13 protein-coding genes are annotated in these 14,064 nt (G+C 46.4%); all 13 read left to right on the top strand.

The annotated features are described in order from the left end of the window. The first annotated feature begins 90 nt into the window (after nucleotides 1-90). The 13 genes from rsmH (at nucleotide 91) to HZS85_RS07090 (ending at nucleotide 14,064) form a co-directional block, all read left to right on the top strand. Entirely contained in the window at nucleotides 91-1,029 is a 939-nt protein-coding gene (rsmH, locus tag HZS85_RS07150) for a 16S rRNA (cytosine(1402)-N(4))-methyltransferase RsmH (RefSeq protein WP_056062348.1), read from the top strand. 13 nt (nucleotides 1,030-1,042) lie between these two features. Next, the gene (gene ftsL / locus HZS85_RS07145) at nucleotides 1,043-1,429 is read left to right on the top strand and encodes a cell division protein FtsL (RefSeq protein ID WP_214854612.1); all 387 of its coding nucleotides are present in this window, start codon (nucleotides 1,043-1,045) and stop codon (nucleotides 1,427-1,429) included. Nucleotides 1,430-1,551: 122 nt separating this feature from the next. After that, entirely contained in the window at nucleotides 1,552-3,564 is a 2,013-nt protein-coding gene (locus HZS85_RS07140; protein ID WP_231496838.1) for a penicillin-binding protein, read from the top strand. Nucleotides 3,565-3,672: 108 nt separating this feature from the next. Continuing rightward, nucleotides 3,673-4,992, top strand: a complete 1,320-nt coding sequence (locus tag HZS85_RS07135; protein ID WP_251137862.1) for a UDP-N-acetylmuramoyl-tripeptide--D-alanyl-D-alanine ligase — start codon at nucleotides 3,673-3,675, stop codon at nucleotides 4,990-4,992. Nucleotides 4,993-5,014: 22 nt separating this feature from the next. Then, nucleotides 5,015-5,977 (top strand): phospho-N-acetylmuramoyl-pentapeptide-transferase, encoded by a 963-nt coding sequence (mraY, locus tag HZS85_RS07130; protein WP_035406797.1) that lies wholly within the window; start codon nucleotides 5,015-5,017, stop codon nucleotides 5,975-5,977. A 33-nt stretch (nucleotides 5,978-6,010) separates the two neighbouring features. After that, nucleotides 6,011-7,357, top strand: a complete 1,347-nt coding sequence (gene murD / locus HZS85_RS07125) for a UDP-N-acetylmuramoyl-L-alanine--D-glutamate ligase (protein WP_214854609.1) — start codon at nucleotides 6,011-6,013, stop codon at nucleotides 7,355-7,357. Continuing rightward, on the top strand, nucleotides 7,354-8,448 hold the full coding sequence (murG, locus tag HZS85_RS07120; protein ID WP_035406803.1) for an undecaprenyldiphospho-muramoylpentapeptide beta-N-acetylglucosaminyltransferase: 1,095 nt from the start codon (nucleotides 7,354-7,356) through the stop codon (nucleotides 8,446-8,448). The genes murD and murG overlap by 4 nt, the downstream gene beginning before the upstream one ends. A 60-nt stretch (nucleotides 8,449-8,508) precedes the next feature. Further along, nucleotides 8,509-9,288 carry a cell division protein FtsQ/DivIB gene (locus HZS85_RS07115; RefSeq protein WP_035406806.1) on the top strand — a complete coding sequence of 260 codons (780 nt, stop codon included), beginning with the start codon at nucleotides 8,509-8,511 and terminating at the stop codon, nucleotides 9,286-9,288. A gap of 229 nt (nucleotides 9,289-9,517) precedes the next feature. Then, a complete protein-coding gene (gene ftsA / locus HZS85_RS07110) occupies nucleotides 9,518-10,822 on the top strand; it encodes a cell division protein FtsA (protein ID WP_035406809.1) in 1,305 nt (434 codons plus the stop codon). Nucleotides 10,823-10,870: 48 nt separating this feature from the next. After that, a complete protein-coding gene (gene ftsZ, locus HZS85_RS07105) occupies nucleotides 10,871-12,025 on the top strand; it encodes a cell division protein FtsZ (protein ID WP_029342137.1) in 1,155 nt (384 codons plus the stop codon). An 84-nt stretch (nucleotides 12,026-12,109) separates the two neighbouring features. Next, a complete protein-coding gene (pgeF, locus tag HZS85_RS07100; RefSeq protein WP_214854606.1) occupies nucleotides 12,110-12,886 on the top strand; it encodes a peptidoglycan editing factor PgeF in 777 nt (258 codons plus the stop codon). After that, entirely contained in the window at nucleotides 12,873-13,544 is a 672-nt protein-coding gene (locus HZS85_RS07095; RefSeq protein ID WP_214854603.1) for a YggS family pyridoxal phosphate-dependent enzyme, read from the top strand. The genes pgeF and HZS85_RS07095 overlap by 14 nt, the downstream gene beginning before the upstream one ends. A gap of 193 nt (nucleotides 13,545-13,737) precedes the next feature. Next, nucleotides 13,738-14,064 carry a cell division protein SepF gene (locus HZS85_RS07090; protein WP_231496839.1) on the top strand — a complete coding sequence of 109 codons (327 nt, stop codon included), beginning with the start codon at nucleotides 13,738-13,740 and terminating at the stop codon, nucleotides 14,062-14,064.

Raw genomic sequence — 14,064 nt, 5'->3', positions numbered from 1 at the left:
CTGTCTCATTTTCGTAACGTTTTCATGAGAGAATGTGATACATTGAAAAAGAGTAACGTCCTTCAAGGACAGTGAAAGGTGAGGCAGGACATGTTTGAGCATGAAACGGTATTGAAATGGGAGTCAATCGAAGGACTCGCGATTAAACCCGACGGTATTTACGTCGATTGTACATTAGGTGGAGCAGGACATAGCGAAGAGATCGTCAAACAACTGACGACAGGTCATCTATACGCATTTGATCAAGATGATGTCGCCCTTGCTCATGCAGCAGAACGTCTCGCGGCGTATGAAGGTCGCTTTACTTTAATAAAGAGTAATTTTGCTTATCTAAAAGAGCAATTAGCAGCACATGGCGTCGAGAAAGTAGACGGCATCTTATTCGATCTTGGTGTCTCTTCACCACAATTAGACGAAGGGGAACGGGGATTTAGTTACAATCACGATGCACGTCTTGACATGCGTATGGATCAATCTTCTCCACTTTCTGCCTACGAAGTCGTCAATGAATGGTCTTACAATGATCTCGTACGTATCTTCTTTACATACGGGGAAGAGAAGTTCTCAAAACAAATTGCACGCAAAATCGAAAAAGCGCGGGAAGAGCAACCGATTGAGACGACGTTCGAACTCGTCGAATTGATCAAGGATGCGATTCCAGCACCAGCACGACGTAAAGGTGGTCACCCTGCGAAACGGACGTTCCAAGCGATCCGAATCGCCGTCAATGACGAATTGAACGTCTTTGACCGTGCGGTACACCAAGCAATTGATGTGTTACGGGTTGGTGGACGTTTATGTGTCATTACGTTCCATTCACTTGAAGATCGTATGTGTAAACAGGCGATCAAAGAAAAATCATCACTACCGGAGCTTCCACCGGGATTGCCGATGATACCGGTCGAGATGGAACCCGAACTCCGACTCGTCACACGCAAGCCGATTACAGCTGGTGTCGAAGAGCTGGATGATAATCGTCGCGCTCGATCGGCAAAATTACGAATCGCTGAAAAAATGAAAGAATCTTGAGAGGAGCATTCCAATGGCAGAACCACTTCGTAAATCGGTCCAAACGGTTCAACCCGTTCGTCAACAACCTGTTCAGGAACCACGGAAGACGGAAGATATCGCACGTCGCGTCGCCGTCCGTCCGAAGTATCGCTTGTATCCCTTTGAAAAATTCTTATACAGTGCGATGATTGGTGGTCTTGTGTTATTTGGGAGTTCGACGATCAGTACGCACAACGAGGCGTACAATGTCAGTCGTGACTTAGCGAAAGAAAACCAAGTCACACAGTCACTCAAAAAAGAAAATGAACGTTTACAACTAGAGGTCACGAACTTAAGCTCTCCGGAACGGATTTATAAGATTGCAAAAGAACAGGGTCTTGATATGCGTAAAGGGAACATCAAGGTGATTCCTAAATGAATCCACTGAAAAAATCCCGTTGGAGAGTAGCCTTTATCATGGTGATATTTGCTACTCTCTTTTTTGTGTTTATTGGCAGATTTTTATACTTAGCGACAACCAAACAATTCCATGGGGAAGATATGATTGCCTATGCTGAGAAAAAGCGATGGGAGTCCCAGGAGACGCTTGGGGCAGAACGCGGTGAAATTTTTGACCGTCTCGGTTCTCCAATCGCCATTAATGTTCCGTCGTATCACCTGATTGGTATTTACCGACTAGGTGGCGTCAAGGATCCGGATGAGACGATCGTCGACTTCAAAAAGACGGCTGAAGGTCTTGCGCCGATACTTGGAATGACGACGAAGGAACTGGAAACCTATTTGATTGAGAACAAAGAACGTTCGCAAATCGAATTCGGGAAAAAGGGAAATGACTTAACACTCGATCAAAAAGAGAAGATCGACAAGTTAAAACTCCCTGGAATCCGGATGATCGAAGAGCCAAAACGATACTATCCGAACGGTATCTTCTTGTCCGATACACTCGGATTCGTCCAAAAGATCACCGAGGAGAATGGTCGTGTCGCGTTACAGGGACAAATGGGGATCGAAAAACAGTATGATAATGCCTTGAGTGAGTCTTACGGTGCACGCGTCTTCGAGAAAGACCGGAGTGGTAATCCGTTGATCCAAGGTTCTTCACGTGTCTCGAATGAACCGAAGGACGGATCGAATCTGTACTTGACAATCGATCATCGCATTCAACAGTCGCTTGAGAAACAGATGCAAAAAATGTACAACACGTATAAGCCGAAAAACGCAACGGGTATCGTCATGGATGCGAAGACTGGTGAAATCCTTGCCATGGCGGATCGGCCATCGTTCAACCCGAATTTACGTGACATGAAAGATTTTACGAATTTCGCCGTATCCTCACGATTCGAACCGGGTTCAACGATGAAGATTTTTACGCTCGCAGCAGCGATTGATGCGGGAGTCTTCCGTCCGAACGAGAAGTATAAATCGGGTAGCTATAATTACAAAGGAACGGTCATCAAGGATTACAATGATGTTGGTTGGGGCACAATTCCGATGATCGAGGGCGTCTATCACTCCTCGAACGTCATGTTCTCGAAGTTGACAGCAGAAAAACTTGGGATCGAACGGTATAAAGAATACTTTAAGAAGTTTCATTTTGACCAACGAACGGGTATAGACATCTCGGGAGAAGTAAACAGTCAGTCTGATTTGTCAAAACCGCTGAATGCGCTCATCACTTCATGGGGACAATCAACTGCAGTCACACCAATGCAATTACTCCAAGGGGCAACAGCAATTGCTGGTGACGGTGAAATGGTCAAACCGCATATCATCCAAAAAGCTGATCATACGGATAAAGCACCTTACCGAGCGAAAACAGAAGTCGTCGGTAAGCCAATTTCGGCAGAGGCGGCCAAAGCGACGCGGGATGCACTGGACGGTGTCGTCAACAGTAAAATCGGAACGGGTCAAATGTACAAGTTGAAAGACTACCGTGTCATCGGTAAGACCGGTACAGCTCAAATTTCTGAGAACGGAAAATACATTCAAGGAAAATTCATTCACTCGTTCATCGGCATGGCACCAAAAGATGATCCGGAATTGATCATGTACATCGCGGTCGATCGTCCGTCAAAAAATGAATCATCGGTTTCAGGACCACTCATCATGAGTCCGGTGTTCAAAAGTGTCATGAATACAGCATTACAGTACCGGAGCATTCAACCGGAAACGCAAAAAGATTCGGTGGATGTCAAAGCGAAGATTACGCCGAGCTATATCAAGAAGAGCGCTCGACAAGCAACGGATTTGGCGAAAGAACAAGAAGCTGTTCCAATCATCCTTGGGGATGGAGCGGAGGTCGTTTCGCAGATTCCGTCTCGTGGTCAAGAATTCGTCAGTGGAGAACGTGTCTTGCTGAAGACAGCGAACACATTTAAGATGCCGAATCTGACGGGGTGGTCGCAGCGAGACGTCAAAAAGCTCGTCAGCTTATATGACTTGAAGCTCGATGTCATCGGTAAAGGTTTTGTAACCAAACAATCAGCTCGAACTGGTACACTAGTGAAGGAAAATGGAAAGTTGACGGTCGAACTAGCTGAACCTAAAGAATAACGGTGGGGCAAGTTTCCTGATTTCTACAGGAAGACGAGGACGAACAGGAGTCATTCGTTGACTTTTGCATTCGTCCTCTTTTGTTGTCATCGAATGGAGGTATATATCATGTTAACAATTACGCAAATTGCTGAGTGGCTGCATCTTGATGTCAGAGACGATCGGGTCGTCCGCCACTTCGCAACGGATTCACGCGCACATCTTGAAGATGGTCTCTATGTTCCGATTCAAGGAGCACGCGTCGATGGTCATCGCTTCCTGGAAGGCGCAAAAAATCAAGGAGCGATCGTCACCTTATGGAAGAAAGGGATTGATCGACCGGACATCGATGTCGTTTTCTTAGAAGTCGATGAACCACTGGTTGCCTTGCAAGAGATCGCTAAACAATACTTAATGCGGATTGCGCCAAAAATCGTTGCCATCACTGGATCGAATGGCAAGACATCGACGAAAGACATGGTCGAAAGTGTACTCAAGACAACGTTCAAGACACATAAGACACAAGGGAACTTCAATTCGGATATCGGGATGCCGTTAACGATTCTCATGATGCCGGCTGACACGGAAGTCGCCGTACTGGAAATGGGAATGAACGGTTTTGGCGATATCGAATTCTTATCGAATCTTGCTGAACCAGATATTGCGCTCGTCACGAACATCGGTGAATCCCATGCGGAGCAAGTCGGTGGACGTAGTGGAATCGCCAAAGCAAAGCTTGAGATTCGGTCTGGTCTTAAACCAGGAGGTCATCTGTTCGTTGATGGGGATGAACCACTTCTAGCAGAAGTCGAAGCGGAGAAAATCGGTTATCAGATTGGGAATACGTACCGGATCGAGACGACAGAAGCAACATTTCTCGGAACAGCCTTTGCTTACGATGGTACTGCCTTTCATCTCCCTGTGTTAGGAAAACACCAAGTCCGAAATGCAGCGTACGCGATTGCGACAGCGCGCGCGCTTGGCGTGACGGATGCCCGGATCCAAGAAGGATTCGACGCGGTTGAACTGACACCAATGCGGATGGAACGACTGCTCTTTGAGGAGACAGCGGTCATCAACGATGCGTATAACGCAAGTCCGACATCGATGAATGCAGCGATTGAGACAATCACTGCATTAGAAGGGTATACGACGCGCGTTCTCGTGCTCGGCGATATGTATGAACTAGGAGACCAGGAACGCTTGTTACATGCCTCGGTCGGAAAGCGGATTACGTTACCGGTCTCGCATGCTATTCTAGTAGGGGAGAAAGGCGCGTGGATTGCTGAAGGAATCAGCGACCCATCTGTCCAAATCCAATTTGCGGCAACTGTTGAGGATGCTGCTGAACAATTGCGTCCGCTGCTTGGAGAACGAACAATCGTTTTATTGAAAGCGTCACGTGGGATGGCGCTCGAACGGATATTGACCTATCTGAACGAAAACTAATTTTTGAAAAAGGGTGTCTGCTATGATCACATTATTCATCAGTCTTATTCTTGCATTTCTTGTTGTACTACTTGTTATGCCAAAGGCAATTCCGTTTCTACACCGATTGAAGTTCGGTCAGGAAATTCGGGAAGAAGGACCTCAATGGCATCAAGTCAAATCGGGAACGCCAACGATGGGCGGGATCGTCATTCTCGTTGCGATGATCGTCAGTGTTCTTGGTGCGATCGTCATGGGTGATTTATCAACGACACAGTTATCGTTACTCTTTTTAACACTTGCATATGGTGCGATTGGTTTCATCGATGACTACATCAAAGTCGTCAAGAAGCGTAATCTCGGTTTGAATTCGAAGCAAAAACTGATTGGGCAAATCGTCGTCGGATTGTTATTCGTTTGGTTGAGTGGTGGATTTACGAGTGACGCGACGTATCTGTCGATTCCATTCACAGACTTCAAACTTGATTTTGGTATCATCTATCCGTTCGTTGCTCTGTTCTGGTTAGTCGGATTCTCGAATGCTGTCAACTTGACAGACGGATTAGACGGTCTCGTATCATTTACGGCGATTCCGACATTCCTCTTCTTCGGTTTGTACAGTTGGTTCATCGCGGATGAAGTGGGTGCTGCTTGTTTTGCCTTCTCAGCAGTTGGTGCCCTAATTGGATTCCTCTTATTCAATGCTCATCCAGCAAAAATCTTCATGGGTGATACAGGGTCCCTTGCACTCGGTGCCGCACTAGCAGGTCTATCGATTGTCCTAAAACTAGAACTTCTCCTTGTCTTGATCGGCATTGTCTTCGTTGTAGAGACACTATCTGTCATTCTACAAGTCATCTCATTTAAGACGACAGGGAAACGTATCTTTAAAATGAGTCCGATTCATCACCATTTTGAAATGGTTGGTTGGAGCGAATGGCGGATTGTCGGTACATTCGCAGGAATCAGCTGTTTGATGGCATTTATCGCCTACGTATTTATGTGATAAAAACGAAGAGAGAAAGTGAGCGATTCAACAATGGAACAACGACAATGGAATGATCAAAAGGTGCTCGTTCTCGGAACGGCGAAAAGTGGAATCGCAGCCGCTCGTTATTTAGCGAGCGTAGGTGCAGAAGTGACAGTGAATGACGGGAAAACACCGTCCGAGAGTGATCAAGCAGTGCTTGCATCACTCGATGTCCAAACGGTTTATGGTGGGCATCCGCTTACACTACTCGATGACATCGATTTAATCGTCAAGAATCCAGGGATTCCGTATCAGATCGAATTGTTACAAGAAGCATTACGACGCAACATTCCCGTTTGGACAGAGGTGGAACTGGCGTATCACGCAACAGATGCGACGTGGATTGCTATCACAGGATCAAACGGGAAAACGACGACGACGACACTCGTTCATGAATTGTTGAAAACAGGGTCTCGACGTGTGCATTTGGCAGGAAACATTGGATTCCCGGCAATTGAAATCGCACGTCAGGCGAAACAAGATGACATCATCGTCATTGAATTATCGAGTTTTCAATTGATGGGGATCGATCAGTTCCGACCATACACAGCAGCCTTTTTAAATCTATCACCGGCACATCTCGATTATCATGGTGATTTTGAATCATACGGAGAAGCAAAAGCTCGGATTTTCAAAAACATGACATCTTCGGATCGGCTTATCTTGAACGCTGATGATGCATCGGTCAACGAGCTCGGTAAGACAGCAAATGTGACGCCGCTCCTATTCTCACGTCGTCAATCTGCTTATGCAGAAATAGTGAATGATGTGTTGACGATCAATGGATCGAGTATTCTACCCGTCAAAGAACTTGCTCTCGGTGGTGGTCACAATGTTGAGAACGTCCTCGCGGCCTTAGCGCTCGTCGAACCATTCGACTTACCATTAGCGAATGTCCAGCATGTGCTACGGACATTCGGAGGAGTAGAGCACCGGACACAGTTCGTCGGTGAAATTGCTGGTCGAAAAGTTTATAACGATTCGAAAGCGACGAATAACGTCGCGACGGAAGCAGCCCTATCTGGATTCACGACAAACATCATCTGGTTATGTGGTGGGCTCGAGCGTGGAGCGGATTTGACACCGCTACTCGATGCGATGAAGCACGTCAAACATGTCATCGGACTGGGAGAAACCGGACATCGCTTCGGAACGCTTGCATCTGAAAACGGCTATTCATCAACGGTCGTCAAGACGATGGATGAAGCCGTGAAAGTAGCGTTTGAAGTATCACAACCTGGAGACATCATTCTTTTATCACCAGCATCCGCAAGTTGGGATCAGTATAAGACATATGAAGAGCGCGGCGATCATTTCGTTCGTGCCGTACATGAAGTAGGGGGAACAACAGTATGAAAATCGTCGTCTCTGGTGGCGGTACAGGTGGTCACATCTATCCGGCACTTGCCATGATCCGAGAGCTCGAAGAACGCATGCCGTGTGAGGTCCTCTATATCGGAACAGAAAACGGTCTCGAAGCGGATATCGTCCGTCGGGCAGGAATTCCATTTGAATCGATTGAGATCTCTGGCATCCGTCGTTCGCTGTCGTTCGAGAACGTCAAGACGGGTATCCGGTTCGTCAAGAGTGTCCGACGGGTTCGCCGACTACTGCGCCAGTTCCAACCGGATATTGTCGTCGGTACAGGTGGGTTCGTCTGTGGACCTGTTCTGTACACGGCAGCAAAAATGGGTTTTAAGACACTCGTTCATGAACAAAACAGTCTTCCCGGTATCACCAATAAATTTTTAGCGCGTTATGTGGACCGTGTCGCATTATCCTTTAAAGGATCCGGTCATCACTTCGGTAAAAACGAAACAAAGACGGTTCTGATCGGAAACCCACGCGCTTCTGAAGTAGCGGAGTTACAAATCAACCCAACGGAAGAGCGTCAACGTTTCGGTTTCGAGGAAGGGCGTCCACTCGTCGTCATCTATGGTGGTAGTCGTGGTGCGCCTGCCATCAATGAAGCAGTCGTCGACATGATGCCGAAAGTTGAACAAGCCGGATGGTCGCTCCTCTTCGTTACGGGTCAGATTCATTACGATACGATTGTTTCACGCGTTGGCTCAGTACCTGAACGCATTCAACTGCGTCCATTCGTATATGATTTACCGAACATCCTAAAAGCAAGTCAACTTGTCATTTCGCGTTCGGGAGCAAGTACATTAGCAGAACTGACGACGCTTGGGTTACCGAGTGTCCTCATTCCAAGTCCTTACGTGACAGAAAACCATCAAGAAGTCAATGCATCATCGCTCGTCGAGACAGGTGCGAGTCTATTGATTCGTGAACAAGAACTGACAGGTGAACGGTTATTTGATGCATGTGAAAAAGCATTGGCGCAACAACAAAAAATGTCTGAAGCAGCACTTGCGCTCGGTATGCCGAATGCATCACGAGACTTAGTTGATGAATTGTTACGACTAACAGGACAAAAAAACTAAACTATTGCAGGAAAAGACCGATAGGGAAATGAACTGTTACGTATAGAGGAGGAATGAGACGTGAGGGAACGGAGAGCGGTCGAACGACCGCAAGAGGACAAGAACGTCCGCAGTCTCGAGGATAAGATACCTTATATCCGTGAACAACGTCGCAAAAAAGCTAACCGAAGACTCATTTATGTCCTGATTTTGATTGGTCTATTGGTCGGTGTCGTCTTTTATCTGCAGTCAAGCTATTCCCGGGTCGCTCGATTTGATGTTGATGGTAACGTCAATGTGAAATCAGAGGATATTTTGCAAGCATCCGGGATCAAGGTGAAAGAGACACATGCCTTTAATGTGTCAGAGGAAGACGTTCTTGAACGGATTGAGAAGGTCCCAGGTATTCAAGAAGCAACGATGCAAAAGCAATTTTTGCACCAATATCGCGTGACGGTGACGGAAGAGAAAGAGATTGCCTATGCGAAAGATAAACCGGGAGACCGGATCGTCCTTGCGGATGGAACGATCATTCCCGGTAAGTCGAAGGAAGAATTGTTTGACGCTCCGATCCTGACTGGCTTCACCGATCAATCTCTAAATCGATTGACGAAGGAGCTTGTTAAAATCGAGCCGAAAGTACGAAGCCGGATATCCGAGATCGTCGCTAATGATAAGACTGACAAAGGTGGTCTGAAATTATTCATGACGGATGGGAATACGGTTTTGCTCAGTACTTCTGCCTTTTCCAATTCATTGAATGAATATGTAAAGGTCATTTCTGCCTTACCAAAAGGAAAGACAGGAACAATTACAATTGATGGTGGTATCTATTTCAAACCATATAAAGGGAAAAAATAGAAGATTCGTAAAGAGCTGACGAACAAAAAAACAAACATGTGTTTTCATTCGTCGACCTTTGTTTGAATCGTCATCAAATCGTAATCTATTAGGACGCTAAGACGGGCAATAACTTCTTTTCGTAAGTATTTATATAGTGTAGACTTAAACGAGAAGAAGCCTGATCTATTCCTAGAATATAATTAGGAATAAAAAGGATTAGTATTATGAAAGTGGAGGTGTCACTCCCATGGAAACGAAAGGTACGATTGCCGCACTCGACATTGGGACATCGGAGGTGAAACTCATCGTCGGTGAACTACTTGGTGGAACGCTGAACGTTCTTGCTGAAGGTTCTGCACCATCCGCGGGTGTTAAACGAGGTGTCATCGTTGACATCGATCAAACGGTACATGCCATTAAACAAGCGGTTACAGAAGTGGAACGCACACTTGGTGAACCAATTGGTGAAGTATATGTCGCTATTTCCGGCGAGCACATTCAAGTCAAGGATTGCCAGGGGATGACGTCGATCAAAGGTGAGGACAATGAAATCACGGATGATGATGTGAAAGATGTCTTGCATTCCGCAATGGTCATGCGAATTCCAAATGAACTCAGTGTAGTTGATGTCTTGCCGAAGACGTTTACGGTTGATCAGCAAACAGAAATCACTGATCCAAGAGGAATGATTGGTTATCGTCTCGAAGTAACAGGGAAGCTCATCATCGGAGCGAAGACGATCCTACATAGCATTAAACGTTCCATTGAACGGGCTGGTTTAGAGCTTGCTGGATATGTGCTGGAGAGTTTAGCGGTATCTAGAATCGCAGCATCGATTGATGAACTAGAACTCGGTGTTGGGATCATCGATATCGGACATGAGACGACGACGCTTTCCATCTATGAAAAGAACGATCTCGTCTACTCGACGACGTTGCCTTACGGCGGAGATCATCTGACACGTGATTTGACGTACAAGATGAACTGCAAATACCAAGATGCGAAACTCGCTAAAGAAGAATACGGCGTTGCACTCGAAGCACTCGGTGATCCGGAGGAAAAAGTCTCATACGTCACGATCAACGGGGAACATCGTTTCGAACCACAATCAGAGATCGGATTCGTTTTAGAAGCGCGACTTGAGGAAATCTTCGAGATGATTCAAAAACGAATGACGCAAGCGGGATACGCTCACATGAACAGCGGCTTGATCTTATGTGGTGGAAGTTCTTCACTACCTGGCATCGATCAGCTCGGAAAACGGATTTTCAAGCAGAGCGTCAATGTCTATCAGCCTGCTAGTCTTGGTATTCGTCATCCGAAGTACGCCGTTGCAGCTGGTATGTTACGTTATGTACTCTCAAGAAGCGCCGTATCGAAATCAGGTTTCGACCGGGCAGAAGAGAAAGAAGTCGTAGCATCCGGACGTGAGCAGGATGCACTGCTCATGAACGAACAGGCATCACCTGCTCGTGAAGAACGACCAACGCGTGAACAGCCTCCAAAAGAGAAAAAGTCATTCAGTAGTTTCTTTGAGAAATTCTTTGGTTAATGCCTACAAAAAAATCCAATGAGTAAAAAATATTAGGGGGCCCTTTTTATGTTGCATTTTGATGAAATGATGGACCAAGTAGCAAAAATCAAGGTCATCGGTGTAGGCGGTGGCGGTTCGAACGCCGTCAACCGAATGATTGAACACGGTGTCCAAGGCGTAGAGTTCATCGCTGTAAACACAGACGCTCAGGCATTGAACATGTCACAAGCTGACGTGAAATTACAACTCGGCGCAAAATTGACACGTGGTCTCGGTGCGGGTGCAAATCCGGAAATCGGTAAAAAAGCGGCAGAAGAAAGCCGTGAACAATTAACAGAAATCCTTTCAGGAGCTGACATGGTCTTCGTCACAGCCGGTATGGGTGGCGGAACTGGAACAGGAGCTGCTCCAGTCATCGCTGAGATTTCAAAAGAAATCGGCGCATTGACAGTCGGTGTCGTGACAAAGCCATTCATGTTCGAAGGACGTAAACGGATGCAACATGCTGTTTCTGGTGTCCAGAACTTCAAAGAAAAAGTCGATACGTTGATCGTCATCCCGAATGATAAGTTGCTTGAAATCGTCGATCGGAACACACCGATGCTTGAAGCGTTCAAAGAAGCGGATAACGTCTTACGTCAAGGTGTACAGGGGATCACGGACTTGATCGCCGTTCCTGGTCTAATCAACCTCGACTTCGCCGATGTGAAGACGATCATGACTGAAAAAGGCTCTGCTTTGATGGGTGTAGGTGTCGCAACAGGTGAACATCGTGCGACGGAAGCCGCTAAAAAAGCGATTTCAAGTCCGTTGCTTGAAACATCAATCGAAGGCGCGAAAGGTGTTCTAATGAACATCACGGGTAGTGCGAACCTCAGCTTGTATGAAGTAACGGAAGCCGCACAGATCGTTCAAAGTGCAGCAGATGAGGAAGTTAACTTGATCTTCGGTTCGGTCATCAATGATAACCTAGAAGATGAAATCATCGTCACAGTCATCGCGACGGAATTCGAAAACGAACCACTCGACTTCGAAATTCCATCCGCACAAGAGATGATGAAAAACCTATTGAAGAAAAAACAAGCGACTCCACCACCAACAGAGGAGTCTAAACCACAAGTCGAAGAGACGCCTGTCAGCTCAAATCCTGAACCAGCTAAAGCGCCAGATGTCGAAGAAACGATGGACATCCCATCTTTCCTTCGCCGGAATAATCGTTGATCGATGTTCCAGTGACACGACTGCTAAACCAAGAGGTGTCGCGAAAGCGGCGCCTCTTTTTTTAAAATCGAAGGAGGCATCGACATGTTTGGACAATGGATCAAATGGGATACACCAACAGGTACCGTACGTGCCGCCTTTACGACGAAGTTTGCAGCACCACATGGAAACGGTAACTTAGGATTACATGTCAACGATGATCGTGATGGCGTCATTCAGAACCGACAAGTCATTGCTCGACAGCTTGATCTGTCTCTTGAGAACTCAATTTGGGCGCAGCAAATCCATGGGAATCACGTTGAACAGGTGACGACACTTGACTCCGGACGCGGCGCTCTGGATTACGAAACGGCAATTCCGGGTACAGATGGATTGGTGACGACTGACTCGAATGTCTTATTGATGATGCTCTTCGCTGATTGTGTTCCGCTTGTCTTCTGTGATCCGACGACAGGAATCATCGCGAATACGCACGCCGGATGGCGGGGGACTGTTGGCAATATCGTTGAAGAGACAGTCAAACAAATGGAGCGTGCAGGTGCGAGCCGCTCATCAATTCAGATGGTCATTGGTCCATCGATTCGTGATTGTTGTTACGAAGTCGATCAACCCGTCATTGATGCGATCGACGCACTTGAACTCGAGGAGTCTCCTTACATACGCAAGGAAGATGGAAAAGCGATGTTATCGCTACAAAAAACAAATGCTGCGCTTGCTGAGCGTTGTGGAGTGGGTGATGTCCTTGACTCAGGTCTATGTACACATTGTCAGGCGGAAGATTACTTCTCTTATCGCCACGGCGACCACGGCGGTCGGTTTGCGAGTTTGATTGTAAAGGAGTCATTGGATGTCAATTCTTGAAAATGTACAAGAGGTTACACGACGGATAAAACAAGCGAGTGAAAAGAGTTCATCCAAAAAGCAGGTACAGTTGATTGGCGTGACGAAATCAGTCTCAAGTCAAGTTGCTTCTGAATTATTAGAGGCCGGTGTAACGCATCTTGGAGAAAATCGTCCGGATGGACTGCTCGAAAAACAGGCAGAGCTCGGACGTACAGCCTGTACATGGCACTTCATCGGCACGTTACAGACCCGTAAAGTTCGTCAGATCATCGATGCCATTGATGTGCTGCATTCGCTCGATCGTCTTCATTTAGCGGAAGAGATCAATAAACGAACGGACCGAATCATTGATTGTTTCATTCAAGTCAATATCTCGGGAGAAGAATCGAAGCAAGGTATTGCACCGGAGGATGTACCGTCGTTCTTACACGAAATCGGTCAGTATCCAGCGATTCGTGTCATCGGACTGATGACGATGGCACCGTTGACGGAAGACACGACGCGTATACGTGAGGTATTCCGGTCATTAAAAACATTGCAAGAAGAGGTCAAGGCAAAAAAATTGTCGTATGCTCCATGTACAGAGTTATCCATGGGGATGTCATCGGATTTTGAGATTGCCATCGAAGAAGGGGCGACGTTCGTCCGAGTCGGGACGACGCTCGTTCACACCTAAACGAGAAGAAGGGAGAATGGATATGGGTTTCAAATCAAAAATGCAAAATCTATTTCTCGGCAACAGCGATGATTTAGATGAACTGGAATATGAAAATGATGCTACAATAAATAAAGGTAGAGGTGCTTCACAACAAGAGTACGAAGAGTATTACGAGGAATCTACCCCAAGTGTTACTCAAAAGGAGGACAGCGTGAGACAATCGAATATCGTGCCGCTACATGCGACGAAAAAAACGAAATCGCAGGTCATCTTGAGTGAACCACGTGTCTTTAACGAAGCCCAAGAGATTGGGGAACATCTTCGTCAGAACCGTGCTGTCATCGTCAATATGCAACGTATGTCAAAAGATCAATCACGACAGATGATCAACTTCTTATCTGGTGTCGTTTTCGCTCTCGATGGAACGATCACGACGATCAGTCAGAATACCCTCCTCTGTGTTCCAAACAATGTCGAGTTGGCTGGTAGCATCTCGAATCTTCTAGGAGAAGATGATATTAATCATAAGGGGTGGTAA

This window comes from Exiguobacterium sp. s130, assembly GCF_018619055.1.
Taxonomy (GTDB): domain Bacteria; phylum Bacillota; class Bacilli; order Exiguobacteriales; family Exiguobacteriaceae; genus Exiguobacterium_A.
This window is presented reverse-complemented; position numbering and strand designations above follow the sequence as displayed.

Coding starts and splice junctions, on each gene's coding strand:
- HZS85_RS07135 (WP_251137862.1), top strand. CDS start 3,673: ATGTTAACAATTACGCAAATTGCTGAGTGGCTGCATCTTGATGTCAGA.
- ftsL (WP_214854612.1), top strand. CDS start 1,043: ATGGCAGAACCACTTCGTAAATCGGTCCAAACGGTTCAACCCGTTCGT.
- rsmH (WP_056062348.1), top strand. CDS start 91: ATGTTTGAGCATGAAACGGTATTGAAATGGGAGTCAATCGAAGGACTC.
- murG (WP_035406803.1), top strand. CDS start 7,354: ATGAAAATCGTCGTCTCTGGTGGCGGTACAGGTGGTCACATCTATCCG.
- pgeF (WP_214854606.1), top strand. CDS start 12,110: ATGTTTGGACAATGGATCAAATGGGATACACCAACAGGTACCGTACGT.
- ftsA (WP_035406809.1), top strand. CDS start 9,518: ATGGAAACGAAAGGTACGATTGCCGCACTCGACATTGGGACATCGGAG.
- mraY (WP_035406797.1), top strand. CDS start 5,015: ATGATCACATTATTCATCAGTCTTATTCTTGCATTTCTTGTTGTACTA.
- ftsZ (WP_029342137.1), top strand. CDS start 10,871: ATGTTGCATTTTGATGAAATGATGGACCAAGTAGCAAAAATCAAGGTC.
- HZS85_RS07095 (WP_214854603.1), top strand. CDS start 12,873: ATGTCAATTCTTGAAAATGTACAAGAGGTTACACGACGGATAAAACAA.
- HZS85_RS07140 (WP_231496838.1), top strand. CDS start 1,552: ATGATTGCCTATGCTGAGAAAAAGCGATGGGAGTCCCAGGAGACGCTT.
- murD (WP_214854609.1), top strand. CDS start 6,011: ATGGAACAACGACAATGGAATGATCAAAAGGTGCTCGTTCTCGGAACG.